Annotated in this window: 19 protein-coding genes; 10 read left to right on the top strand and 9 right to left on the bottom strand. The window is 57.6% G+C overall.

The window, feature by feature from the left end:
* Positions 1-289 precede the first annotated feature (289 nt).
* Positions 290-1,390, top strand: coding sequence for a chorismate mutase (locus FAES_RS12800; protein ID WP_015331639.1), 1,101 nt, complete (start codon positions 290-292; stop codon positions 1,388-1,390).
* Positions 1,391-1,481: 91 nt separating this feature from the next.
* On the opposite strand, the gene FAES_RS12795 is transcribed toward FAES_RS12800, so the two are convergent.
* A complete protein-coding gene (locus tag FAES_RS12795; protein WP_015331638.1) occupies positions 1,482-2,441 on the bottom strand; it encodes an AraC family transcriptional regulator in 960 nt (319 codons plus the stop codon).
* Positions 2,442-2,674: 233 nt separating this feature from the next.
* Between FAES_RS12795 and FAES_RS12790 the strand changes: the two genes are divergently transcribed.
* The 6 genes from FAES_RS12790 (at position 2,675) to FAES_RS12765 (ending at position 8,268) form a co-directional block, all read left to right on the top strand.
* Positions 2,675-3,169 (top strand): cupin domain-containing protein, encoded by a 495-nt coding sequence (locus FAES_RS12790; protein ID WP_015331637.1) that lies wholly within the window; start codon positions 2,675-2,677, stop codon positions 3,167-3,169.
* Between the two features lie 12 nt (positions 3,170-3,181).
* On the top strand, positions 3,182-3,655 hold the full coding sequence (locus FAES_RS12785; protein WP_015331636.1) for a cyclophilin-like fold protein: 474 nt from the start codon (positions 3,182-3,184) through the stop codon (positions 3,653-3,655).
* A 56-nt stretch (positions 3,656-3,711) separates the two neighbouring features.
* Entirely contained in the window at positions 3,712-4,347 is a 636-nt protein-coding gene (locus tag FAES_RS12780; protein ID WP_015331635.1) for a (2Fe-2S)-binding protein, read from the top strand.
* A complete protein-coding gene (locus FAES_RS12775) occupies positions 4,344-5,363 on the top strand; it encodes an FAD binding domain-containing protein (RefSeq protein WP_015331634.1) in 1,020 nt (339 codons plus the stop codon). Before FAES_RS12780 ends, FAES_RS12775 begins: the two co-directional genes overlap by 4 nt.
* 2 nt (positions 5,364-5,365) lie before the next feature.
* Positions 5,366-7,606, top strand: a complete 2,241-nt coding sequence (locus FAES_RS12770) for a xanthine dehydrogenase family protein molybdopterin-binding subunit (protein WP_015331633.1) — start codon at positions 5,366-5,368, stop codon at positions 7,604-7,606.
* Positions 7,607-7,692: 86 nt separating this feature from the next.
* On the top strand, positions 7,693-8,268 hold the full coding sequence (locus FAES_RS12765) for a DapH/DapD/GlmU-related protein (RefSeq protein WP_015331632.1): 576 nt from the start codon (positions 7,693-7,695) through the stop codon (positions 8,266-8,268).
* 54 nt (positions 8,269-8,322) lie between these two features.
* On the opposite strand, the gene FAES_RS12760 is transcribed toward FAES_RS12765, so the two are convergent.
* The 6 genes from FAES_RS12760 to FAES_RS12735 form a co-directional block, all read right to left on the bottom strand.
* The gene (locus tag FAES_RS12760; protein ID WP_015331631.1) at positions 8,323-9,246 is read right to left on the bottom strand and encodes a DUF4249 domain-containing protein; all 924 of its coding nucleotides are present in this window, start codon (positions 9,244-9,246) and stop codon (positions 8,323-8,325) included.
* The gene (locus tag FAES_RS12755) at positions 9,246-11,747 is read right to left on the bottom strand and encodes a TonB-dependent receptor (RefSeq protein WP_015331630.1); all 2,502 of its coding nucleotides are present in this window, start codon (positions 11,745-11,747) and stop codon (positions 9,246-9,248) included. The genes FAES_RS12760 and FAES_RS12755 overlap by 1 nt, the downstream gene beginning before the upstream one ends.
* 122 nt (positions 11,748-11,869) lie before the next feature.
* Positions 11,870-12,853 (bottom strand): DUF4249 domain-containing protein, encoded by a 984-nt coding sequence (locus tag FAES_RS12750; RefSeq protein ID WP_158408777.1) that lies wholly within the window; start codon positions 12,851-12,853, stop codon positions 11,870-11,872.
* A 53-nt stretch (positions 12,854-12,906) separates the two neighbouring features.
* Positions 12,907-15,336, bottom strand: a complete 2,430-nt coding sequence (locus FAES_RS12745; RefSeq protein WP_015331628.1) for a TonB-dependent receptor — start codon at positions 15,334-15,336, stop codon at positions 12,907-12,909.
* 393 nt (positions 15,337-15,729) lie between these two features.
* Positions 15,730-17,142, bottom strand: coding sequence for a Gfo/Idh/MocA family protein (locus tag FAES_RS12740; RefSeq protein WP_015331627.1), 1,413 nt, complete (start codon positions 17,140-17,142; stop codon positions 15,730-15,732).
* Positions 17,143-17,278: 136 nt separating this feature from the next.
* On the bottom strand, positions 17,279-17,575 hold the full coding sequence (locus tag FAES_RS12735) for an SCP2 sterol-binding domain-containing protein (protein ID WP_015331626.1): 297 nt from the start codon (positions 17,573-17,575) through the stop codon (positions 17,279-17,281).
* A gap of 159 nt (positions 17,576-17,734) precedes the next feature.
* Between FAES_RS12735 and FAES_RS12730 the strand changes: the two genes are divergently transcribed.
* The 3 genes from FAES_RS12730 (at position 17,735) to FAES_RS12720 (ending at position 22,665) form a co-directional block, all read left to right on the top strand.
* On the top strand, positions 17,735-18,196 hold the full coding sequence (locus FAES_RS12730; protein WP_015331625.1) for a hypothetical protein: 462 nt from the start codon (positions 17,735-17,737) through the stop codon (positions 18,194-18,196).
* A gap of 155 nt (positions 18,197-18,351) precedes the next feature.
* Positions 18,352-20,196, top strand: a complete 1,845-nt coding sequence (locus tag FAES_RS12725) for a glycoside hydrolase family 2 (protein WP_015331624.1) — start codon at positions 18,352-18,354, stop codon at positions 20,194-20,196.
* 60 nt (positions 20,197-20,256) lie between these two features.
* Positions 20,257-22,665, top strand: a complete 2,409-nt coding sequence (locus FAES_RS12720; RefSeq protein ID WP_015331623.1) for an alpha-L-rhamnosidase-related protein — start codon at positions 20,257-20,259, stop codon at positions 22,663-22,665.
* Positions 22,666-22,724: 59 nt separating this feature from the next.
* On the opposite strand, the gene FAES_RS12715 is transcribed toward FAES_RS12720, so the two are convergent.
* Both FAES_RS12715 and FAES_RS12710 read right to left on the bottom strand, forming a co-directional pair.
* Positions 22,725-24,290 carry a glycoside hydrolase family 32 protein gene (locus FAES_RS12715; RefSeq protein ID WP_015331622.1) on the bottom strand — a complete coding sequence of 522 codons (1,566 nt, stop codon included), beginning with the start codon at positions 24,288-24,290 and terminating at the stop codon, positions 22,725-22,727.
* Between the two features lie 152 nt (positions 24,291-24,442).
* Positions 24,443-25,153 carry an arylesterase gene (locus FAES_RS12710; protein ID WP_015331621.1) on the bottom strand — a complete coding sequence of 237 codons (711 nt, stop codon included), beginning with the start codon at positions 25,151-25,153 and terminating at the stop codon, positions 24,443-24,445.
* Positions 25,154-25,173 lie beyond the last annotated feature (20 nt).

Below are 25,173 nucleotides of genomic sequence, written 5' to 3'. Positions count from 1 at the left end.
TGGGTACTTGCCGATCACTAGCGGGCTAGGAAGCGCCACGAAGAACTGAATCCTTCTGATGATCAACTGAAACTGTTTTGACGATGGCCCCAATACTTATCGGCAGGGGCCATTTTTTTTGCTTAATTTTACAGGGCGATACAAGAAAGTGTTTCAGTATTGTTTCAGCATCGGTAATTACACTTCTCATAATCAGGGGGTTAACACGCAAACCCAACAGTACTGTCATTTTGCACGATTGCTTTTTATCCCACAAGGATCATTTTTCACCTGAATACGCGTACCGATCATGAAACCAGATTTAGCCGTAGAGCCGCTCGATTCGTGGATTAAGACCGACGGCAAGCCGCTGATTATCGCCGGGCCTTGCAGTGCCGAGACCGAGGAACAACTTGTAGAAACTGCCCGTCAGCTGGCCCAATTAGGGTCTGTACACGTCATTCGGGCTGGTGTTTGGAAACCTCGCACCCGTCCCGGCTCGTTTGAAGGAATGGGCGAAACGGCCCTGCCCTGGATTCAGCGCGCCAAGGCCGAAACCGGCCTGCCTTTTGCCGTCGAAGTAGCCACCCCCCAACACATCGAACTGGCCCTGAAATATGGCGTCGACGTTCTGTGGGTTGGCGCCCGCACCACGGTGAACCCCTTCAACGTGCAGGAAATTGCCGATGCGCTGAAGGGTGTCGACGTACCTGTACTGGTGAAGAACCCCGTCAACCCGGATCTGGCCCTGTGGGTAGGTGCGTTTGAACGCATCGCCGGAGCCGGCATCACCAAGCTGGGTGCCATCCACCGGGGTTTCTCGACGGGTGAAGCCAGCAAATACCGCAACATTCCGATGTGGCAGATGGCGATCGAACTTCGTACGATGTTCCCGCAGTTGCCCATCATCGGCGACCCCAGCCACATGGCCGGCAAGCGCGCCTACCTCAATGAGCTGGCGCAGATGGCGATGGACCTCAAGTACGACGGGCTGATCGTGGAGTCGCACATCGACCCCGACAAAGCGTGGAGCGATGCCGCCCAGCAGCTGACGCCCGCCGCCTTCGGTGAGATGCTCGACCACCTGCAAATCCGGCAGCTGGCTTCGTCGGACGTGACCTTCAAGGGCGCGATGGAGCAGCTTCGGAACAACATCGACAGCGTCGACCGGCAGATCGTGGAAATGCTCGCCGCCCGGATGTCACTGGTCGAAAAACTGGCCGAATACAAGCGCGACAACAACGTATCGCTGTTCCAGCCCGACCGCTGGAAGGAGATTCTGGAATCACGCAAGCAGCTCAGCACCAAGCTGAACCTGTACCCCGAACTGGTGGAAGAGATCTACAAGATCATCCACATGGAGTCGATTCGCAAGCAAACCGAGGTGATGAACAACACGCCGGTCGCTTAAGCGCATAACGTACCTACAATAGACGAAGGCCGTTCGACACCTGGTGTTGAGCGGCCTTCGTCTATTGTAGGTACGCTGTTCCTGACTAGCCCTAACCTTCATAATCGGGCGAGATGGGCGATCGCCGGAAGTCGTTGGGTGTAACGCCCACGTAGCGTTTGAAAAACTGGCTGAAATTCGGCTGGTCGGCAAAACCGATGATCTGACTGATTTCCTGAAGCGTCCAATTAGTCTGCACGAGCAGGGCTTTACTTTCCTCCAGCAACCGATTCTTGATCAGCGTGCTGACGGGTTGCCCGGTATGCTTCTTCACCAGTCCATTCAGGTAATTCGGGTTCAGGTTCAGTTTTTCCGCATACTCTTTCGCCGTGCGCATCCGGATCGGGTTATCCGGGTTGGCCAGATTGGTTTCTTTTTCCAGCAGCTCAAAGAAATCGTAGACATGCCGGTAGTCGTTGGTGATCTCGCCCACGGGGGCATAATCGGTACCTTTCAGGCTTTCGATCAAAATGAGTTGCACATAGGCCTGCATGGCCTCCTCGGCCAACGGGTTGCCCGTCGTGGCTTCCGCTTTCATCTGGGTTAACAGACTGTGCACCATCCGGGCCGATTCCTCCGAGAGGCGAAGAATCTTTTTTTCCGTAAAAAATTTGTAGCGGTCAATGATGAGTTTCAGCGAGGGGTGTTGGTCCAGGTAGCGCTTCTTGAACATGCAGAAGATACCCCCACCCGCCTTCGGCGAGGTATTGCGCCAGCAGACGATTTCGTTGGGGTGCAGAAACAGAATCGTGCGCTCGTCGATGTAATAGTTGTTCTTACCCATGGTCTTAACCCCCGTGCCGCTGGTCATGAACATGATCTTGTAAAAGTCACGGCGGTTAGGCGTCAGGTAGTTGTCACAACCGGTTTTTTCCCGATCGACCACCTTGATATTCCAATCTTCATAGTAGAGCCGGCTTACGGGCGTCGTGCCGGGGGGTAACACGGATGGCATGTCGTATACCATCGTAATCGGCTGCGCTTCGCTGGTACGGGTCTGGCGTGTTTTCATAATGGCTATAGACAACGTCTTCTGGAGAAAAGTGTCGTCGAGAACAGATGGCGGCAGAAAATCTCATTAAAGGGCTAACAGTCAACAATATACCGGCAATACACAATAGACCTACTGGAAAAGAGTAAAAAGCTATGTTTTCGCACAATCCGTGATTTTCATAAAAAGTACACTGCTTTTGCTATAAAGTCGAGGGGGTATTCCAGGTACGTTTGCAGTAAAACGCATCCCTTATGAAACTCCCTATCAACACGCGAACCTGGCGGCTTACCTGTATTCTTTGGGGCGGGCTTGTTCTGGGAGCAGCACCGTCGATCATGGCTCAGCAAACAATACCAACTGGCTCACCCGCACCAACCCGGGGACCCGCCACCAGCTTTAGCGGCACCGTCTGGGTGACTACGCTGGTTGGCCCCAACACCGAAACCGACTGTATCGTGAGCAGCGTCGCTTTTGACGCCAAGGCGCGCACGTTCTGGCACACGCACCCCAATGGGCAACTGCTGGTGGTGACGCGGGGCGTTGGCTATTATCAGGAAAAGGGAAAGCCTGCGCGGGTGATTCGGGAAGGCGAGTCGGTGACCGTTCCGCCGATGGTTGAACACTGGCACGGTGCCGGACCGGGCGGTTCGTTTACGCACATCGCCATCAACCCGAATGTGAGCAAGGGCGGGGCCGTCAACTGGTTACAGGCCGTAACGGAGGAAGACTATCGGGCGGCGCACTAAACCCGTGCGTTTATGACAAACTCGTTCAGCGCCTTGCTCCCACTTAGCCTCCTTTTTATTGGTATCACGGCCTGCACTATGGATACGCCAACAACGCCTCCGATTGGCGGAGACACCAGCAGCTTGCCGCCAAGTGGCGGGGCGATTACCGTCAAGGTTGGCTCGGTTTCGTTGGCGGCCACGCTGCTCGACAATGCGGCCGCAACGGCCTTCAAGGCCCGGTTGCCCCTGACCTTATCCATGCAGGAACTGAATGGCAACGAGACGTTTGCCCAGTTGCCTGCCAGCTTGCCCACCAACGCTTCGAGCCCCGGCACGATCCGGCAAGGGGACCTGATGCTGTACGGTTCGACCACACTGGTGCTGTTCTATAAAACGTTTCCAACGTCCTACAGTTATACCAAGCTGGGGCGTGTCGATAATCCGGCGGGCCTGGCGGCGGCGCTGGGTTCGGGCAGCGCTACAGTCACTTTCGAACGCAAGTGAGTCGGGCACTGGGTACGTCGGCAACATCGCTTCTCAACGCGACTAAACAGATCTATATGACTGATCATGAACACCTTGACGACGAGTTTGACAAAACGGACTCCTCGCGGCGGACTTTCTTAAAGCAATCCTCCGCCCTGGCTGCGTTGGCCCTCACGCCTGCCGCTGCCAGCGCGGCCATCGACAACGGACTGGATGAAAAAGTAGCCGCCGCCATCGAGCAGATGCCGCTTCAGGTCGAGATCAACGGAACGGTGCGCAAACTCGCCATCGAACCGCGCGTTACCCTGCTCGACCTGCTCCGCGAACAACTTCACCTGACCGGCACCAAAAAAGGCTGCGACCACGGCCAATGCGGCGCCTGCACCGTGCACATCGACGGGCAACGGGTTAACGCCTGCCTCACCTTGGCAATGACCACCGAAGGCAGTAAAATCACGACCATCGAAGGGCTGGCCAGCGGAGATAACCTGCACCCTATGCAGGAAGCCTTCGTTAAACACGACGGCTTTCAGTGCGGCTACTGCACGCCCGGCCAGATCATGTCGGCGGTGGCCTGCATTCGGGAAGGGCACGCCAGCAGCCCCGACGAAGTTCGGGAGTACATGAGCGGCAATATCTGCCGGTGCGGCGCTTACGCCAACATTGTCGACGCAATTATGGACGTAAAACAATCGGGAGCCAGGGTATGAACCAGTTTCACTACACGCGGGTAACAACCCCCAAAGCGGCCGTCATGGCGCTGAGCCAGGAAAGTGGTGCGTACTTTCTGGCGGGCGGCACCAACCTCATCGACCTGATGAAGCGCGAAGTCGTGGTGCCCGAGCGGCTGATCGACATTAACAAACTACCGCTGGCCACCATCGAAAAAACGGCCACCGGCCTGCGCATCGGGGCGATGGCCAAAAACTCGGCCGTGGCCGATCATGCGCTGGTGAAGAAGCATTTTCCGCTGCTGGCCATGGCCCTCAACGCGGGGGCGTCGGCGCAGCTTCGGAACATGGCGACGGTGGGCGGCAATATGATGCAACGTACCCGCTGCCCCTACTTCTACGACCCATCCATGCCCTGCAACAAACGGAGTCCGGTGCAGGCCGGTCCCGACAAAGGGCAACCCAACGGACCGGCGGGCTGCGGTGCTATCGGCGGTATTAACCGGATGCACGCCATTTTTGGTGCCTCGAACAAGTGCATTGCCGTGCATCCCAGCGACATGTGCATTGCGCTGGCGGCGCTGGATGCCACGGTGAACGTGTCGGGACCCAAGGGCGACCGTAAAATTCCGTTCGGTGATTTTCACCGGCTGCCCGGCGATTCGCCCCAGAAAGACAACACGCTGCTGCCCGGCGAACTGATCCTGTCGGTCGACGTACCCACGAACCCCTTTGCCGATCATTCGCACTACCTGAAAGTGCGCGACCGGGCGTCGTATGCCTTTGCGCTGGTATCGGTGGGCGTTGCAGCCGACATGAAACGGGGTACCATCCAGGAGATCCGGCTGGCGATGGGCGGCGTGGCGCACAAACCCTGGCGGCTGACCGAAGCCGAGCAGTTCCTGCGCGGCAAACCCGCCACGGAAGCCAATTTCAGGCAGGCTGCCCAGCTCGCCATGAACGGTGCCAAGGGCTACGGCGAAAACGATTTTAAACTCACGCTCGCGCCCAACTCGATTATTGACGCGCTCAAAACCGCTACCAAAACCGCCTGATCATGGAAAAGCAATTGACCAACCCACCCATTGATCGGGTTGACGGACGGATGAAGGTAACGGGCGCGGCTCAGTACTTCGCCGATTTTGAACTGCCCAACATGGCTTATTGCGTGCTGGTTGGCAGTGAGATTGGCCGGGGCACGATTACGAACCTGGATACTAAAAAAGCGCAGGGAGCACCAGGGGTACTCGGCGTATTTACGCACCAGAACATGCCCCCGATTCCGGGTTGGGACGCCCCCGTAGGTGGCGAAGCCGACGGACCGGCCCCCAAGCCAAAAACCGAGGAGACGTACCGGATTCTGAGCAGCCCCAAAATCCTGTTCGACGGGCAACCCATTGCGTTGGTCGTAGCCGACAGTTTCGAGCGGGCTACCTACGCGGCCTCGCTGGTGAAGGCAACGTATGCCAAACAAACCGCCCGGACCGAGGTGGAAAAACACCTGGCCGATGGCATTGCTCCCGGCAGACCCGGCTCAAGCGACTACCTGCGGGGTAAGGCCGATGGCTATCAGTCGGCGCCCGTTACGCTGGAAGCCAACTATACCATCCCCATCGAGGTGCACAACCCGATGGAACTGCACGGGATTCTGGCGCACTGGACGGGCACTGATACGCTGATGTTATACGCCAAAACGCAGGGTGTCAACGCGACGCAGCAGGCGATGGCACAGGCGTTCAAAATCGACCCGAAGAAGGTGCACGTGCATACCGAATTCATGGGCGGTGGCTTTGGCATGGGCCTACGTACCTGGCCGCAGGAAACGGCGGTGGTGGCGGTGGCCCGGAAGATCGGCCGGCCGCTGAAACTGGTGGTGACGCGTTCGCAGATGTTTACGCTGGTGGGCCACCGCCCCTACACGGTGCAGACCATCAACATGGGCGCCGACACCAACGGCAAGCTGATTGGCATTGCGCACGCGGCTACGGCCGAAACGGCGAGCTACGAAGATTTTACGGAAGCGACCGTCAACATGACCAAGTTCATGTACGACTGCCCGAACGTCAGCACGCGCTACCGCATCGTGCGGCTCGACCGGAGCGTGCCCATCTGGATGCGCGGACCCGGTGAGGCCACGGGTGCTTTTGCGCTCGAATCGGCGATGGACGAAATGGCGCACAAGCTGAACCTCGACCCCATCGAGTTCCGCCTGCGCAACTACACTGAAACCGACCCCGAGCATAACCGGCCTTATTCGAGCAAACACCTGCGGGAAGCCTATCAGCGCGGCGCCGAGGCCATTGGCTGGAACAAACGCACCAACGAGCCGGGCAGCCAACGCGACGGCGACTGGCTCATCGGCTACGGCATGAGCACAGGTACGTTCAACGCCTTCCGCTGGGAGGCGTCGGCCCGCGCTTTACTGAAAGCCGATGGCTCCCTGACGATCCAAAGCGCCGTGACCGACATCGGGCCGGGCACCGGCACGGCGCTGACGATGATTGCGCACAACGTACTGGGCGTACCACTCAACCAGATCAAGGTCGAATACGGCGATACGTCGCTGCCGAAAGCCCCCACGCAGGGCGGCTCGGCCATTGTATCGGCGGTGGGGTCGGCTGTGTTCGACGCCTGCACGACGATCAAAAAACAACTGATCGAGTTGGCGACTAAAGCTGGGGGGCCACTGGCGGGGCGGCAGGACGATGAACTAGCCATCGCGGACGGTATGCTGTCGGTGGAAAAGGAGCCCCGCAGAAAAGTGGCCCTGAGCGACTTGCTGCGCGCTAATAACCTGACGGTGATCGACAAGAGCGCCGACTCGAAAGGCGGGCCTGAACTGGGCAAGTATTCGATGTACTCGTTTTCGGTGCATTTCGTGCAGGTACGTGTCAACCCGCTGACGGGGGTGGTGCGCGTAGCCAAAGCCGTGAGCGTGGCCGATTCAGGCCGGATTGTGAGTCCCAAGACGGCGGCGAGCCAGATGATTGGTGGCGTAGCGGGTGGTATCGGCATGGCGCTGACGGAAGAGGCCCTCATCGACCACCGGTTTGGGCGATTCGTGAACAACAACCTCGGCGATTACCACGTGGCTGTTCACGCCGACGTACCAGCCATCGAAACGATCATGATCGACAAACCCGACCCGATCATTAACCCGATGGGCGCTAAAGGTATGGGCGAAATTGCCCTGATCGGCTTCGCCGGTGCGGTAGCCAACGCGGTCTTTAACGCTACCGGGCAGCGGGTACGTGATCTACCCATTACGCCGGATAAGGTTATGCAGAAACTAGCCTAGTCACTATTATCAGATAGAAACGTAGGGCCGGGCAAATGATATGCCCGGCCCTACTTGACTAAAACCAATTGAGTGAAAGTGAACGTATGTCTCCCGATCAATCCCCAACGACCATTTTTCAACGACTACAGGCGGGTGAGTTCCTGCGCAAGGATGACCCAGAGTATGACCGGTTTGGCGAGGTCGTAGCGCGCACCATCCGCCTCTGTGTCGAAATGAACGCCACGGCCACCAGCGTCGATCAGGTACGTTCCCAACTCAGCGCCATCATCGGGATGGAGATCGCCCCGACGACCGTCGTTTTTCCGCCGTTTCATACCAACTTCGGACGGCATATCCGGCTCGGCAAGAACGTGTTTATCAACCACGCCTGCTCGTTTCTGGACATTGGTGGCATCACTATCGACGACGACGTTCAGATTGGTCCACGTGTCAACCTCACTTCCGAGAATCACCCACTAGACCCGGCCGACCGGCAAACCCTGATTCCCCGGCCCATTGTAATCAAACGCAACGCCTGGATTGGGGCTGGAGCCACCATTTTGCCGGGCGTTACCATCGGCGAGAACGCGGTGGTCGCCGCTGGGGCGGTAGTGAGCCGCGACGTTCCCCCAAACACGGTGGTAGCCGGTATTCCCGCCAAAGTGGTCAAATCGCTTTGATCGAGCCGGGCTTTCCGCTTCGTCGCGAATCCCGGCCCGGCGTTACGTCCCTCCTTACTTGATCTTGACGGTTAACGACGACTTAGTGTAAGCCCCAAAACAGCCGAGTCCATTTTGAATGTTCGATGGGATGAGCACAGGCTCCGCAAATGGATTATCGCCTACAGACCGCTGCCGTTCCAGCGCCTCCTGATACCGGTAATAGTTCACATCGATATGGTTCAGGTCGAGCCGCATATCGATGGTCTGCGGTGTATAGGGGAAAGCCCCTTTCCACACCGTCCCCCTGACCGAACTAAATGCACCGCCATCCCGATTGTCATCGCTCAAAAGCGTTGTCGACGCAAAGCCCAGGCTGGTGCTGACCACATACGAGGTGTCACGCAGGGGCGCGTTGGGACGAGGCGCATAGCTAACTTTGACAAGCGCCAGGCCTACACCCGAGACACGGTAATAGTTGGTTTGTCCGGCCGGGTCTTGCCAGTCGAGCCGGGCCCGATAGAGCAGCCGATCGTAAAAGTTCGTTTCGGTTACTGAATCTGCACTGATCTGGCTTGGCAGCACAACAGCCGGGACCGTACACTGCGAGGTGGCCGTTGGGTATCCGGGCGCCGCAATAGTTAGTGTGTAGGTAGTCCCCGCCCGGATGGGCAGCGCCTGTGGAGTAGCCCGGTACAACCGATCATAGGCACTATACACAAGCCGCACCGGGCGAGTGCCATCCGACAGCTCGACGGTAGCGTTAGTGACTGGCGTGCCATAATAATCCTGGGACGCCTGACCACCCAACACAGCACGCGGTTCGGTGACGATGACCGTCAAAACCGTATCCTGAGGTGATATATAGCTGTGAACCACTAATTTACGGCTTACAACCGGCAGGTTTTTCGAGTCGACGTCCTGCACCAGGCTATCACAGCCCGTCAGCGTCAGGAGCATTACGAACAGGCCGACTCCAGAGAGGAAAATCGCTTTCATCAGAATTTAAAATTATAGCTTACGGAAGGCACGATGGGGAAGACCGAGTATCGCTGCAAGACAGTCTCCGATGTGTTGGACGGCCCGTCAACCGGACGGCTGGTCAGGGTGTAGAAAAACGGATTTCGTCGGTTGTAGGCATTGTAGGCACTGAATTCCCAGGTACGTTCGTGGCGCTTCTTTTTCTTGTGAAACTGGACGCTTACATCGAACCGATGGTAGGCTTCGGCGCGGAAACTGTTTTTCGGCCCATACTCGTCGACCTGCCGGGGGAACCCAAACAACTGGTTGATCAGGGGCAGGTTGTTGTTATAGCCAAGGTTGGTTAAATAAGGATTGCCCTGCTCAAACGCGTTGTAACTGATCTGCGGTAACGTTAGCGCCTGACCAGTGCCATAGACCCAGGTGCCAGCCAGCGTAACTCGGGGGCTGAGTTCGTAAATACCCACCAGCGAGGCGTCGTGGCGGCGGTCGTACCGGGGAAAAAACGGCTCCCCGTTATTCAGATCGGCAAACTGCCATTCCGTGCGCGACCAGGTGTAGCCAATCCAACCGCTGAAGCGCCCCACTTTCTTTTGCAGCAGCACTTCAGCCCCATAACTCCAGCCCCGGCCCGCCGTTACGTTGTCTTCCCAACGGACTCGATCGGCGCGGGTAGGATCTTCGATGAGCAGAAAGCTAGCGCCCTCCTTGTAGTTGACGATGTTGTCCATCCGCTTGTAATAGCCTTCAATGGTCAGTGTGAGGCCCCGTTCGGAGAAATCTTTGGCCAACCCCACCGCCCACTGCTGCGATTGCTGCGGTCGGATGCGGTCCGTGGTGGGCACCCACAGGTCGGTCGGCAACCCGATGCCCGTGTTGCTCAACAGATGCACATACTGGTTCATCAGCGCATAGGAGGCTTTCACCGACAGGTCGGGTTTGATAATGTAAGCGACCGACAAGCGGGGTTCGGGTCGTAGGTACGTTACCGCTTTATGAACAAACGCACTCAGACGCAGCCCTGCATTGACGCGCCAGGCGTCAGTGGGTTTCCAGGTATCTTCGGCGTACACCCCTGCCTCCGTTACATCGATTGTTTCTACATCGCGCCGGTTTTCCTTTATATCCGTATTCTTGACGACGATAGCACTGGGCGTAAACTGATGCGCCGTTGCCTGCACACCAACCCGGATTGAATGCTGCGGATTGGGGTAGATGTCCAGATCATATTTCGCGCCCAGATCACGAATACCCGAGGTGTATCGGAGCGAAAACTCATCGACCGACTGTTGCGACGTGGTGGTTTCATCGGAACTGATCGAGAAATCATAATTGCTGTAGATGAACGACGCATTGCCGAACACTTTGTCGGAGAACAGGTGATTCCAGCGCAGCGTACCGGTGGCATTGCCCCAACCCAGGCCGATGTCGCTTTTGCTGTTGCTGTTACTCGACTTATCGATGGCGTAGAATTTATCCCGCCCGAAGTAGCCGCTCAGGTACAGTTTGTCTTTGGGGCCTAGCTCGGTATTGACTTTGGCGTTGAGGTCGTAGAAATAATAGCCGGCGGTATTGCGCCCGTTGCTTTCGGCGGCGATAAGCGGCGCGGCAATTACGTCCAGGTACGTTCGCCGACCTGATAACAGAAATGAAGTAGAGCCCGGCCCCGATTTCTTTTTGGTCAGCGGCCCTTCCAGCGTCAGTCGGCTGGCAATCAGCCCAATGCCACCTTCACCGTGCAGCTTTTCCTTGTTGCCATCTTTCATGTTCAGATCGATGACCGAGGAGAGCCGCCCCCCATACCGCGCCGGAAAACCGCCCTTGGTCAGCTCCACACTCTTCAGGGCATCCCCGTTGAAGACCGAAAAGAAGCCAAACAAATGGCTGGCGTTGTACACCACCGCATCGTCGAGCACGATCAGGTTCTGGTCGGGACCGCCCCCCCGCACATACAGCCCGCTCTGCCCCTCGGAGCCTTTCTGCACCCCGGGCATCAGTTGCAGCACCTTGAGCACGTCTTTCTCCCCCAGCAGGGCGGGCACTTTCTTGATCTGGGCGATGGGCAGCTCAATCTGGCTCATCTGCGCCGTTTCGCTTACTTTCTCATCGGCCCGTGATGAGCGCACGACCACTTCGCTCAATTGCTTACCGGCAACCAGAAACACGTTGACGGTCTGGCTTTTCTGCGCACCGATGCGCGGCTGCTCGACCGCATAACCCACCATCGAATAGGTCAGTTGCAGGCTATCCTGCGCGGGTACGGTCAACGAATAAAAGCCGTAGGTGTTGGTTGTCGTTCCGGGCCGCGTTCGGTCGGGCCGCGATCGGTCGGGCCGCGATCGGTCGGTTGGGTCGTTCGACTGGTAGACATTAACCCCGATAAGGGCTTCCTGCGAGCCCGCTTCGCGGACGTAGCCGCTGATCGTGACGGTGGGTACGTTGAGTGTTGATTTCGACTGACTGTAAGCACCGGATACCCAAAGGCAACCCAGCCAGGCGACAAGTAGGCGTGTTTTCATCAAACAGTGTTTTCGTGAATGAGCCCATTTGGCAACTGTTCGTTGTGTACCGTTGACTCATTCACGAAAATAACACCATCTAATTCAATACATCCGCTTATTTATTAGACAAACAATACGGCTCAACGCAACAGAATGGCCTTATCGGTGCGATTATAGCCAACAAAACAGCCTAAACCACCTACTATGTTAGTAGGAATGAGCACAGGTTCGGCAAAGGGATTGTCGCGGTTACGACGCTGATTGATAACCGCATTGGCGTAGCGGTAATAGAGTTTGTCGAGGTGCAGCAGTTGGGCCGTGACGGTAGCTCCCGGATAAACACTTCCGAGGCGAATTTTCGCGACCTGCGTTTGTGCGTTGGGCACTTTATCATCCAGGCTCACATTCACAATCTCGCTCGACGACTGGCTGCTGAGTACCACTCCATCCTGGTTCTTGTCGGTAACCAGATTACCCGTTGTGTTTTCGCGCTGGAACGGAATGGTTCGCAGGGTCACGGGCGAGGGCTTCGGTTGCCCATTGATCGGGTACGCCTGGTTGGGGTTCCAGTTGAACGTGCCGCCATAGCGATAAAAATTCTCCTCTCCGACGGGATCCTGCCAGCTGATGGTCATCAGATACGACTTCTTCCAGGCCGTTCCCGCATCGACGATGGAGGAATCGATACGCACCGACTGGATGGCAATTGGCTTGGGTACGTTGGCTTGAGCAGTTACGCGCTTGCCATCGGGGGTGCTTACGTCGAGTGTGTAGGTTTGTCCAGCGCGAATAGGCAGGGTGCTTGCCTTGACCCGATACACCTGGTCGGTCGAATTATAGGTCAGTCTGACCGTTTGGGTGCCGTTGTTAATGGATACGGTGGCGTTGTTGATGTTGAAAGGAACGGCTTCGGCCCCATCACCCAATACGGGTTTCGACCGGCCCACCCGCACCGACAGAATGGTGTCCTGCGGCGAAATATAGCCGTACACCACTATTTTTTCGGGCTCGCCGGGTAGTTCAGACGGGTCAATTTCGGTGCGCAGGTTTGTGCAGGCACTCAACGCAACAGCCGCGAGCGAACCGGCAAACAGCAGTCTCAAGGTTGAATAAACTAGAGTCACGATTGGTTGTTGATGGTGTTAACGAATGAGCAAGTGCACCACGTTTAACACGTTTAAAACTTATAGGTGTAGTTGATCGACGGTACAACCGGGAACACCGAGTATTTATAAAGTACGCTGGTGCTGGGTTTATCGGGGGCGGCCCGCACACTTTCGATGTTGTAGAAGAACGGATTCTGGCGATTGTAGGCGTTATAGGCGCTGAACTCCCAGGTGCTCTGATGTTGCCGACGACGACGGCGCAGCTGCACACTCACGTCGAGGCGATGGTACGGTTCGGCCCGGAATGTGTTTTTGCTTTCGCCAAAATCACGCACGCCCAGGTCATTCTCAAAGGGCCGGGGTTTGAGACCCGTAATCGTACCCTGACTGTCGCGGATATAGTCGAAACTATTACCCAGCCCGAACGACCGGTAACGCGAGTTGGGGATCGTCAGGGCCTGCCCGGTGCCATACACCCAGGTAGCCGATACCGTGAGGTTGGGCGTAAAATCATACATGCCGACTACCGATATGTCGTGGCGCCGATCGTAGCGGGGGAAGAACGGCTGCCCATTGTTCAGGTCGGCAAACTGCCATTGCGTCCAGGACAGTGTGTAGCCTACCCAGCCGCTAAACCGCCCCTCTTTCTTTTGCAGCAACACCTCGCCGCCGTAGCTCCAGCCCCGGCCCGCCGTCACATTGTCTTCCCAACGGACCTGCTGAGCCGAACCCGGATCGTTGATCAGCAGGAAACTGGCGCCTTCCTTGTAGTTGATGATGTTGTTCATCCGCTTATAGTAGCCTTCAACCGTGATCGCCAGGTCAGCCTTCGGGACATCCTTGGCCAGACCCACCGCCCACTGCTGCGACTGCTGCGGTTTCACCCGATCCGTAGTAGGCACCCACAGGTCGGTGGGCAGCCCAACGCCGGTGTTGCTGAGCAGATGCACATACTGGTTCATAAGCGCATACGAAGCCTTGGCGGCCCAGTTGGCGCCAAATGAGTAGGCAGTTGACAGGCGCGGCTCAGGCTGTATGTAGCGGACGTTTTTTGTACTGAACGAGCTTAACCGTAACCCGCCATTGAACCGCCAGTGCCGCCCCGGCTGCCAGGTATCTTCGGCGTAGACACCCGCTTCCAGCACGTCGATCCGTTCCACTTCCCGCTTGATCGACGCCAGCGCCTGGTTTTCGAGCACAATGGCACTGGGCGTAAACTGGTGGTCGGTCACCTGCAACCCGAACCGCATGGCGTGGTTGGGCAGGGGGTAATAGTCGAGGTCGTGTTTGAACCCATAATCCCGAATACCCGACGAGTAGTTCAGAATAAACCGGCTCTGGTCGCCCACCAGTTGGTCGGCGTCGATATGGAAACCGTAATCACTGAAAATCAGCGATGTATTGGCGAATAGTTTTTGGCTGAACTGGTGGTTCCAGCGCATGGTTGCCGTAGCGTTGCCCCAGCCCAGGCCAATGCTTGTCTTCTCGACGTTGTTGGCCGAGTTGAACTTGTCGCGGCCGAAATAGCCACTTACATAGATTTTATCACGAGGGCCAAGGTCAAAATTAAGCTTGGCGTTCAGGTCGTAGAAAAAGTAGCCAGCGCTGCTTTCGCCGTTGGTCTGCCGTTTGATGAGGGGGGCCGCCAGTGCATCCAGGTACGTTCGGCGGGCCGAGATAATGAAGGAAGCCGGTGCCCGTTTGCCATTTTTGGGCGACAGCAAGGGCCCTTCCAGGGTCGCCCGGGCCGCAATGATGCCAACGCCTACCTCGCCATGCAGTTGATCGCGGGCCCCGTCTTTCATCGTCAGGTCAATGACCGAGGAGAGCCGACCCCCGTACCGGGCCGGGAAACCACCCTTGGTCAGCTCCACACTCTTCAGGGCATCCCCGTTGAAGACCGAGAAAAAACCAAACAAGTGGCTGGCGTTGTACACCACCGCATCATCCAGCACGATCAGGTTCTGGTCGGGGCCGCCCCCCCGCACATACAACCCACTCTGCCCCTCGGAGCCTTTCTGCACTCCGGGCATCAGTTGCAGCACCTTGAGCACGTCTTTCTCCCCCAGCAGGGCGGGCACCTTCTTGATCTGGGCGATGGGCAGCTCGATCTGGCTCATCTGCGCCGTTTCGCTCACCCGTTCATGCTGTTTTTCACCGCTCACAACCACCTCCCGCAGTTGTTCGCCCGCCATCAGCTCAACGGTGAACGTCTGCGCTTCATGCAACGAAACGGTACGTACCTGAGGCTGGTAACCTACGAGCGAAAAAATGAGCGAAACCGAGTCAGCTTCGGGCAAGGTTATTGAATAAAAGCCAAACGTATTGGACTGAGTGCCCAGTTGTTTATCGGCGACGCGGACGGTAGCACCAAGCAGGGCTTCATGGCTGCCCATTTCCCGAACATAGCCACTTATCGTGTAGCGGTTGGACGGCGGCGTTTGTGCCTTACAAAAGGACACGAACAGTAGATAAACATAGATGGATAAAAGTGTTCTCATAAGTGTACAAATTCAGACAAAAATTACGCCTAAATGCTGTTCATTGAGCGCCATTGTAAGTCACCAGCCATGTCGACTCGCTCAAGCTGACATACGTATTTATACGGAAAATCGGCTATTTCTTCGCCTTGACAATCAATCAAATACATGTCAAAAGTGTACTATGTTTAGTAAGCATCGCTCATTATAAATTCACCATTTAGTACAAAACTTTCTATTAAAAATTAGCCTAAAATTTATCGACTGACTTTTAGGTAACACTAAAGACTGTGTGAGGCTGATTTGGCCACACTAAAAGGCCCGTTTCAGCACACTTTTTTTCGAAAAAGAAAGAGGCGGTAAAAACCACAGGTTTTTACCGCCTCTTTCTACTTAAGTAGACGTAGTTTTATGCTATAAAGTGTATCCGTTTGCGTAGGTTCGTTTTACAAATTGGTTCGCATAATCGAAATTGGTAACTCGCATCGAATCACCATCCCACAGCAGCTTTTTTCGGCCTGGAAATTGATTGCCCTCCCGCGCCATGTAGCTGCGCGTGGCGAGGTTTCCCATCAGCACCATTTCGGTGAGTGGCCCGGCCGAATCGAAGCCCGACGAGGTATAGGCACCAAACCCCTGCTTGCAGGCGTTGACCCACTGCTGCTGATGCCCCTCCGTTTTGCCGTCGACCAGCGGCCGGATGGGGGCGGGCATAGCCTGCCCCTCGAATTTTTCGACAGGCAGCAGCTTGTAGTTATTGCCGAACAACCCCGCTGACAGCATGCCTTTGGTGCCCATGAACAGCATGCCGCCGTCGATGTCGGAAAAGACCTGTTCGTAGGTGACGCCGTCGGGCAGCGGGGGCCGGATGCCACCATCAAACCACGAAAATTTGATATCCTTCACCTTGCGGTCTTCCGACGGAAACGTCATGTGCACCGTCGACGAAGGCGGGCACACATCGTCGAAGAAGGCTTCCTGAAAGAAATCGGCATAGACTGAGCCGACGCTACACTCCACCGAGGCAGGGTATTTGAGCTTGAGCGCCCGGAACGGCACGTCGATGAAGTGACAACCCATGTCGCCCAGGGCGCCGGTGCCGAAGTCCCAGTAGCCCCGCCAGCGGAAGGGCATGTAGGCCGGGTGATAGTCGCGGTAGGGTGCTGTTCCCAGCCATTTGTTCCAGTCGACTTCACTCGGCACAGGCTGCGATTCGTTCTTGTCTTTGGGCGACTGTACGCCCTGCGGCCAGGTGGGGCGGTTGGTCCAGCAGTAGACCGTGTGCACGTGGCCGATTACCTTGTTCTGAATGAGGGCTTCAACGTAGCGGGTGGCGTCGCCGCTGCTGCCCTGATTGCCCATCTGCGTAACTACTTTGTTGCGCCGGGCGGCCTCGGTGAGCATCCGGGCTTCGTAGATGTCGTGTGTGAGGGGTTTTTCGACGTAGACGTGTTTGCCCAGGTTCATGGCCGCCATCGCGATCGGGGCGTGCATGTGGTCGGGCGTCGTTACGATCACCGCATCGATGGTTTTACCCACCTTATCGAGCATCTCGCGGTAGTCGCGGAAATAGGGGGCCGACGAAAACTTTTCGCGGTATTTTTTAGCCTGCCGGTCATCGACATCGCAGAGGGCTACAATATTGTCGGTACCGCCGTTGTATGCCTGCTGAATATTGTAATCGGCTTTTCCGCCACAGCCAACGGCGGCAATATTCAGCTTGTCGGAGGGCGCGATGTAGCCTTTCCCCAGCACGTGCCGGGGCACAATGCTGAAAGCGGCGGCCGCCAGCGCGCCCGATTTGATAAAGGTTCTGCGAGAGGTCAAGGGTTCTGAAGCGTGAATGAGTGAATAAGCCAGCGAGTGGGGGCGGGACCAAGTACCTTACCAAAGCGACAGTAATGCACTTTTTCCCTGTACAAGATAATCACTCTTTGGTTTATTCACTCGTTCGGGCCGCAATCTACCCCATCACCTGCCCCAGCTTCATGGCTACGCCCATGTCGCCTTTTACTTTGAGCTTGCCGGTCATGAAGGCCATCATGGGGTTCAGATCGCCCGTTCCCATTTTTTCGAGGTCGTTCACACTCACGTGCATTTCGCAGTCGGCGGGGGCGTCGTCGTTGGAGACCGTAGCCGGCGACTGTTTGGCGTTGATGAAAACAACCCCCTGATCCGTAACGAGTTTGGCAGTGGCATCGAGTGAGTCGGCGTTAGCCACGCGCGAGCGGATGTTGTCGGTCAGTTCCTGAAGTGTCATAATCGGGTCAAAACTGTGGTTAATATTGTCGTTTGTTTGGGGGTAAAGCTAAGCGTCAACGGGCAAAGTCCAAGATCAAACGATCAAAGTCCAACGTCAGCTGGTTGTTAAACCAATTGCCCCGCCTTCTTGTCATTCGCCATCAACCTCATCTGCTTCATGCGTTCTCAGTTCCTGACCATTCTTTGCGTGTTTTCCTTCCTGAGCTGCGGGTGGGGCCTGATCGAAAGCGGTATTGCCCTGGCCGACCCCGAGCGGGTAGCCAATACGGTACAGACCTCCCGCCAGCCCGCCAGCGCCCCCGCTGCCGATCGCGCCGACCCCAAAGCATTTTACGAGGACCGGGGCGCCAACGCCGACAACCCCACGCCCGAAAACCCGAGCGTCGTGCGGCAGCTTAGCCTGTCGCAGCTGGTGTATTCACTCATTACGCTCGTGGGTGTGGTGCTCATGTTTCGGCTGCGCAAAGTGGGTTTCTACATCTACGTAGCGGGCGTCGTGCTGGGCATCGCGCTCCCCCTCTACTTTGTCGGCCTGGCCGGTTTCAACACCTCGTTCGGCGCGTTTTTCAGCGTCCTCTTCGCCGTGATGTACGGCTTTTGCCTGCGGGAAATGAAGTAAGGCGCGGGGCTGGGGCAGGGAGAGGCCGGGGTTGCGGGTTAGCCGGGAGCGCTCACCGTTAACCCGGCCATCCCGGCCCCTCCCCCGCCCTTACGCTCATATTCACAAACGCATTAGGGGCTACGGGGTTAGGCAGAGGTAACCCCTCTCTACTGATGCAACCAGCCTTTGCCAACCGCAACGCCACCGAAAGCCACCCCACCCCTGCTCAAACGCCCATCCCGATCAACCCGCTGCCGCGGGCGGTCCTGCGTTCCAATAATTACCTGCTACTCGACGGCGACTGGCATTTCGAGTGGGACCTGGCCGACGAAGGGCTGGCGCAGAACTGGCAGGCGGGCCACACCTATTCGCAGATAGCCCACTGGCCCGGCTCGGTTGAAGAGCACATTGCGCGGGCGCATGAGGGCGGCAACGTACCCAGCTGGCCCGCGCTGGGCTGGCAGGATAAGGTGGTCGTCTGGTATGAGCGTGAGTTTCAGTTGCCCGAACGTACCCAGGGCGACGCGCCCCTGCCGATGTTTCAGCTCACCTTTGGGGCCTGCGGCTACGAAACGCAGGTGTGGCTCAACGGCAAACGCCTCCAGACCATCGAGGGCGAAGCGATTCACTACGGCGAATACACCTCATTTTCGTATGAGCTGGGCGAAAAACTGCTTCAGCCCACCAACCGCCTCACGGTGCGGATTGCCGACACCATGGACGCCGACATTCCGCGCGGCAAGCAGGAGTCGAGCGTCTATAAACGGGGCGGCATCTGGTACCAGACCTACACCGGCGCGGTCCGTAGCGTATGGCTCGAAACCGTCGAACGAAACCGGCTGCGGTCGCGGGTGGGGGTAGTGAGCATCATCGAAGACAACCTGGTTCGGTTCAACCTGACTACGCGTATCCACGACCCCGGCGACTATGTGATCCGGCTTCAAATCGACGAGCAGGATGGCAGCAACACCGCCCCGCTCGCCGTTGAAGAATTTCCGCTGCACCTCGAATTTGGCCAGAAAAACCAGCGCGTCGTGGCTGAATTGCCCAACGCCCGGCTCTGGGCGCCGCAGGATCCGCACCTGTACCGACTCACGGCGCAACTGATCGACAGCCAGGGTAACAAAGCGCAGATTGAAGCCCATTTTGGCCTGCGAAAAGCCGAAGCACGGGGCTGCTGCGTGTACCTCAATGGGCAGGCAACGTACCTGGATGGGATTCTCTACCAGCCGGGGCAGGCCACCTACGAGGAGATGAAGCGCCACTTCTACGCCATGCAGGCCGTAGGCTGCAACCTCGTGCGGGTACACATCGCCGGTATTGATCCACGCATTTACAACCTCGCCGATGAGTTGGGGCTGCTGCTTTGGGTGGAAGTGCCGAGCCCGCACCGTTCCAACAAAAAAAGCCGACAGAACCACCGCGCCGAGTTGGATCGGATGTTGGCGCTGATCGAAACGCACCCGTCGGTGATTATCTGGAGTTTGTACAACGAAGACTGGGGGGCCGAAGACATCGCCACCAACCCCGAAACCCGGCAGTATATCACCGACACCTACCATTACATGCAGATTCATCATCCGCAGTTCCTGGTGGTCGACAACGATGGCTGGCACCATATTTCGCAGGAAGGACGCCTGAAATCGGATCTGCTCACGGCCCACCTTTATACGCCCGACCTCGGCCACTGGCGGTATGTGCTGGACCGGCTGGTGAACGGTGAACTTGAGGCCACGGCGGCCTTTCCGCTGGTGGTGGGCGACCCGTTTTTCTTCCGCAAGCAGGTGCCACTGATCGTGAGTGAGTGGGGCGGTTTCGGCTTTGCTAACTATGGTGGCCCGGACGACTCGGCCAGCCGCACGGATCGCATCCGGCAGTTTAAGCAGGAACTCCGCGCCCGACCCATTGCCGGCGACATCTACACGCAGGCCACCGATATCGAAGACGAACGCAACGGCCTCATCGACCCCCAAACCGGCGAGCTCAGTGTCCCCGAAGGGTTACTGAAAAGCAGCTAGGGCCGGGCACACCGACACCAACAAACAGCAACGCATCCGACCGACTGTTATCTTTGGTCCATGCGTCTCGTATTCCTACTCCTGTTCCTTACCGGTGTGTCGCTTCACGCCCAACCGGTCTATCAGTCGTCGCAGCCAGCCGAATCGCCGGGTACGTGGCAAACGATTCCGTGGGAGGCCAAATGGCTCACGCACCCCACGGCCCTGGCCCGGCAGTACGGCGTTTATCATTTCCGCAAGACCATCAGCCTGCCCCAGAAACCAGGCCGGTTTATTGTGCACGTTTCGGCCGATAACCGCTACCGGCTGTATGTCAACGGTCGGTACGTAGCGATGGGTCCGGCCCGTGGCGATACGCAGCACTGGCACTACGAAACGCTCGATCTGGCCCCGTTTCTGCAGGCAGGCAACAACACGCTGGCTGCGCAGGTCTGGCACCTGGCCGAGTCGGCCCCGCTGGCGCAGATGAGCTACCAACTGGGATTTGTGGTGCAGGGCGACAGTCCAGCCGAAGCGGCTGTCAATACGAACGCGAGCTGGAAAGTGATGCAGAATGCCGCCTACGCGCCCGTCAAAGTCGACGGCGCTAAACTCAGAACGTACATCGTTGTGGGCGATGGCGAGCGGGTCGATGCGGGCCAGTATCCGTGGGGCTGGGAACAGCCGACTTTCGACGACAGCCGATGGCCCGCCGCCAAACCCTATGGGTTTCCGGCCAAACCGCGGGGTATGGGCACCGACGGCAACTGGGCGCTACTACCGCGCACCATTCCCGCGATGGAAAGCCAGCCCATTCGGCTCAACGCCGTGCGGCGGGCCACCGGCGTGACCGTACCGGACGGGTTTGTGCAGGGTAAAAGCGAACTGACAGTGCCAGCTAACACGCGAGCGGTGCTTCTGTTCGACCAGAAAACATTGACCAACGCCTACCCCGAGCTGACGGTATCGGCCGGAAAAGGCGCCTCGTTGACGCTGACCTATGCCGAAGGGCTGTTCGATGCCAACCGGCAAAAGGGCAACCGTAACGAGGTCGAGGGCAAGCAGATTGCAGGCATTGAAGACGTGTTCATCACCGATGGCGGAGCGCGGCGATTGTTCCGGCCGCTCTGGTTCCGGACGTACCGCTACCTGCAACTAACTATTGATACCAAAGACGAACCGCTGACGATCAATAACCTACAGGGCGATTTCACGGGCTATCCGTTCGAGCAGAAAGGTCGCTTCGCCTCGTCCGACAGCAGCCTCGCCCGCGTTTGGGAGGTGGGCTGGCGCACGGCGCGGCTCTGCGCGGGCGAAACCTACTACGACTGCCCCTACTACGAACAGTTGCAATACGTGGGTGACACCCGCATTCAGGCCTTGATTTCGCTCTACGTAGCGGGCGACGACCGGCTCATGCGCAACGCCATTCTGGACTACGATCAGAGCCGCATCGCCGACGGTCTCACCCAAAGCCGCTACCCCTGCGCCGATCCGCAGGTGATTCCGACGTTCTCACTGTTCTGGGTGTGCATGGTGCACGACTACTGGATGCACCGCCGCGACGACGCCTTCGTGAGCGAACGGCTGGCGGGCATTGAGGCCGTTATGACCTGGCACGAAAACCGCCTCGACCGCCAGACCAGCCTCAATGGGCCGCTGATGTGGTGGAATTTCGTCGATTGGTCGTGGCCCTGGAACGAAAGCGAGCGACTGGGTGGCGTACCCGACGGAGCCAAGTTTGGCGGGTCGAGCGTGCTGACCCTGCAACAGGCGTATACGTACCTGCGCGCCGCCGATCTGTTTGCCCATTACGGCCGCAACGAACGCGCCGAGCATTACCGCGAACTGGCCCGCCGCCTCAACAAAGCCGTGATGGATCGGTGTTGGGTACCCGCCAAAGGGTTGTTGGCCGATACGCCCGCGAAGACCAAATTCAGCCAGCACGCCAACATTTTCGCCGTACTGACCAACGCCATTCCGGCGGGCCAACAGCGCGACGTACTGAAGAAAGTACTCGCCAGCGCCCCCACAGATAGCCTCCGACCCGCCACTTATTACTTCAAATTCTACCTGTTTCAGGCGCTGAAGAAGAACGGCCTGGGCGACGAGTTTATCCCGCAGCTACAGCCCTGGCACACGATGATCGCCAACGGCCTGACCACCTTCGCCGAGAACCCCGAACCGACCCGCTCCGACTGCCACGCCTGGAGTGCCTCGCCCGTTTACGAATTCCTGTCGACGGTCTGCGGGATCAATCCCGCCGAGCCTGGTTTCCGGTCGGTGAAGATTGAGCCCTATCTGGGTACGTTGGCGAGCGCCGAAGGCACCCTCCCCCACCCCAGCGGCGATATTTCGGTCCGATTTGAGAAAACCCCGACCGGCACGCTACGAGGCAACGTAACCCTCCCGCCCGGTCTGCGCGGCACCCTCCGCTGGCAGGGCCGCAGCCTGAACCTGGTACCCGGCAAGCAGGAGGTTAGTTTGTAGTCCAATGTTCAAGGTCCAACGTTAAGACTTGGACATTGGACCTTGAACATTGGACTACTTCACGGCTTCTTGTACGTCCAACGGGTGATGTTTCTGAACACGGCGCTGCCCCCATCGACAAAGAGCTCAATGCCGCCCGAGGGTGTGTCGCCGGTGGCCGGATTGGGGAAAATCTGATCCGTAATGACGCGTTCGCCGTTGTTGGCAAACACTTCGATGATCGACTTGTCGATGAAGATGCGCAGCTTAAGCACACCATTCTGCAAGGCGACCGGGGCTTCTTCAATGCTTGGGAATCGTTTATCGAACGACACGTTACCCGAGCGGCGGCGATCCAGTTGCAACAGACCGTCGGTGTATTGCAGGATGGTTTCTGACTTGGGCCCTTTGGCCAGTTTCAGCCCCACGGTTTTGGCCGCGCCGGGTACAATTTCCAGTTCCAGTTCGTAGGCATTGCTCGTCGTTTGATCGAGCGGCTGGCTCTGGTTGGTCAGGCGCAGAATCTTCTGAATCCGCCGGTCGCCGCGCAGGCGCGTCACGCCCTCGATGGGCTGCTGAATCAGTTGAAGGCCCGTCCGGGTTCGCTTCAGGCTGATTTGCCGGGGCAGCGACATCGCTCCCTTGAACGGCGTAGTGGGCAGGTGGTTAGCGTAGGCCCAGTTGTTGAGCCAGCCAATCATCACCGGGCCGCGTTGTTCGGTCGGCAGGTTGTTGTATTGAATCGCTGCGTAATAGTCTTTTCCCCAATCGACCACGTTCATGACGCTGGGCGCAATGGGCCGGGGGTTAGCCGGGTCGAGCTTGAACTCTTTGCCGTTGAACGTACCCACAAAGTATTGCATGCCCACGTAATCGGCCTGCGGATGGCCCGCCGAGATGAACAGCACCCAGCGGCTTTTGCCTTTTTCGTTCTGAATGGGTACCGGCATCAGCGCGGGGCATTCCCATACCTTGGTGGTATCGCCCACGTTCCCGAAATGGCTCATGAACTGCCAGTTTTTCAGGTCTTTCGACTCGTACAGCGCGACCCGGTGCTCGGTGGCCTTCACGGTGGCCATCACCCATTTCTGCTGCGGCGCATACCAGAACACGTTTGGGTCACGAAACTCCTTGCTGCCAATGTCGACGATGGGGTTCTTGGCGTACTGCGTCCAGGTACGTCCCTTGTCGGCGCTGTAGGCCAGATTCTGGTACTGCGCCAGTTGCTGATCGCCCTTCGTCACATTGCCGGTATACACCGCGATCATGCAGTCTTTGGTGCCGGTTGGGCAGAGGCCGTTTTTGTTACCTTTATCAATCATCGAACTGCCCGAAAAAATGGCCGTCTGCGCTTTGGTGTCGGGGTTGGTAAACTCGGGAATCGCTACGGGCAGGTGCTCCCAGTGCAGCAGATCGGGACTGACGGCATGCCCCCAGCTCATATGTCCCCATTCGTTGCCGAACGGGTTATGTTGGTAAAACAAATGGTATTCGCCGTCGTAATAGACCAAGCCATTGGGGTCGTTGATCCAGTTTTGAGGCGGTGTAAAATGGTACTGCGGCCGGTAATCGGGCGACGTAGACTGAGCCAATACGGCTTGCCCGCCCACAAACAGGCCGAGTAGGGTAATGAATAGCTTTTGCATGAGGACCGAAGGGATACTAATAAGGGTACTGTTTTTCCCTCATTTTATTGTGAAGCGAGCATCACTAGCCATGCGCATTATAAATGCGGGCGTATAGCTGACGCCAAGTCGACGGGCAGGGCATTAGCCCTACGCCACGGCTCCCAATTTCCTTAGCTCGCCTGGAGCATGGGGCCAATCACCTGCCAGACGGTTTCAGCCACGATGCGGTGGCCCTGTACGTTGGGGTGAATACCATCGGGCTGATTCAGTTTGGGGTTACCGCCCACTCCTTCGAGCAGAAAGGGAATCAGCACGGCCTTGTTTTTGGTCGCCAGCTCTTTGAACAGCTCGCGGAATTCGGTGGTGTAGGTACGGCCCAGGTTGGGCGGAATCTGCATCCCGGCAATCACGACCCGGGCCTGCGGGTTTTGTAGCCGGACGGTATCGATAATGGCCTGCAAGTTCTCCCGCGACGACTTGAGCGGAATGCCGCGCAGGCCATCGTTGCCGCCCAGTTCGAGCACGAAAACGTCGACGGCGGTGCCACGTCCGGCCTGCCGCAGAATCCAGCCTACGCGGCTACGGCCACCGGCGGTGGTTTCGCCGCTTAGTCCGGCGTTGACCACCCGGTAGGGCAAGCCCAACGAGTCGATCCGCGCGCCAATCCGGTTCGGGAAGGCGTCGGCGGTGTTGTCGAGGCCATACCCGGCAGCCAGGCTGTTCCCGAAGAAAACAATTACTTTTTTGGTCGAAGCCGTTGAGGCGGTGGTCCCCGTAGAATCGGTGGCCGTGGTGGTTTGGGTAGCCGTATCGGTTTTGGTCTGGCAGCTCAAAAAGCCAGCCAGCAGGAGTAGCGCCGTAACGCGGGTAATGACTTGCATAGATTCAGGTTGGTCGAAGG

Origin of the sequence: Fibrella aestuarina BUZ 2, from assembly GCF_000331105.1 — a bacterium.
GTDB classification, from domain to species: domain Bacteria; phylum Bacteroidota; class Bacteroidia; order Cytophagales; family Spirosomataceae; genus Fibrella; species Fibrella aestuarina.
The sequence above is the reverse complement of the archived record's forward strand: the minus strand, read 5'-3'. Positions and strand labels throughout refer to the sequence as shown.

Coding starts and splice junctions, on each gene's coding strand:
- FAES_RS12715 (WP_015331622.1), bottom strand. CDS start 24,290: ATGCAAAAGCTATTCATTACCCTACTCGGCCTGTTTGTGGGCGGGCAA.
- FAES_RS12770 (WP_015331633.1), top strand. CDS start 5,366: ATGGAAAAGCAATTGACCAACCCACCCATTGATCGGGTTGACGGACGG.
- FAES_RS12790 (WP_015331637.1), top strand. CDS start 2,675: ATGAAACTCCCTATCAACACGCGAACCTGGCGGCTTACCTGTATTCTT.
- FAES_RS12765 (WP_015331632.1), top strand. CDS start 7,693: ATGTCTCCCGATCAATCCCCAACGACCATTTTTCAACGACTACAGGCG.
- FAES_RS12800 (WP_015331639.1), top strand. CDS start 290: ATGAAACCAGATTTAGCCGTAGAGCCGCTCGATTCGTGGATTAAGACC.
- FAES_RS12720 (WP_015331623.1), top strand. CDS start 20,257: ATGCGTCTCGTATTCCTACTCCTGTTCCTTACCGGTGTGTCGCTTCAC.
- FAES_RS12780 (WP_015331635.1), top strand. CDS start 3,712: ATGACTGATCATGAACACCTTGACGACGAGTTTGACAAAACGGACTCC.
- FAES_RS12735 (WP_015331626.1), bottom strand. CDS start 17,575: ATGACACTTCAGGAACTGACCGACAACATCCGCTCGCGCGTGGCTAAC.
- FAES_RS12755 (WP_015331630.1), bottom strand. CDS start 11,747: ATGAAAACACGCCTACTTGTCGCCTGGCTGGGTTGCCTTTGGGTATCC.
- FAES_RS12795 (WP_015331638.1), bottom strand. CDS start 2,441: ATGAAAACACGCCAGACCCGTACCAGCGAAGCGCAGCCGATTACGATG.
- FAES_RS12775 (WP_015331634.1), top strand. CDS start 4,344: ATGAACCAGTTTCACTACACGCGGGTAACAACCCCCAAAGCGGCCGTC.
- FAES_RS12730 (WP_015331625.1), top strand. CDS start 17,735: ATGCGTTCTCAGTTCCTGACCATTCTTTGCGTGTTTTCCTTCCTGAGC.
- FAES_RS12785 (WP_015331636.1), top strand. CDS start 3,182: ATGACAAACTCGTTCAGCGCCTTGCTCCCACTTAGCCTCCTTTTTATT.
- FAES_RS12710 (WP_015331621.1), bottom strand. CDS start 25,153: ATGCAAGTCATTACCCGCGTTACGGCGCTACTCCTGCTGGCTGGCTTT.
- FAES_RS12745 (WP_015331628.1), bottom strand. CDS start 15,336: ATGAGAACACTTTTATCCATCTATGTTTATCTACTGTTCGTGTCCTTT.
- FAES_RS12760 (WP_015331631.1), bottom strand. CDS start 9,246: ATGAAAGCGATTTTCCTCTCTGGAGTCGGCCTGTTCGTAATGCTCCTG.
- FAES_RS12725 (WP_015331624.1), top strand. CDS start 18,352: ATGCAACCAGCCTTTGCCAACCGCAACGCCACCGAAAGCCACCCCACC.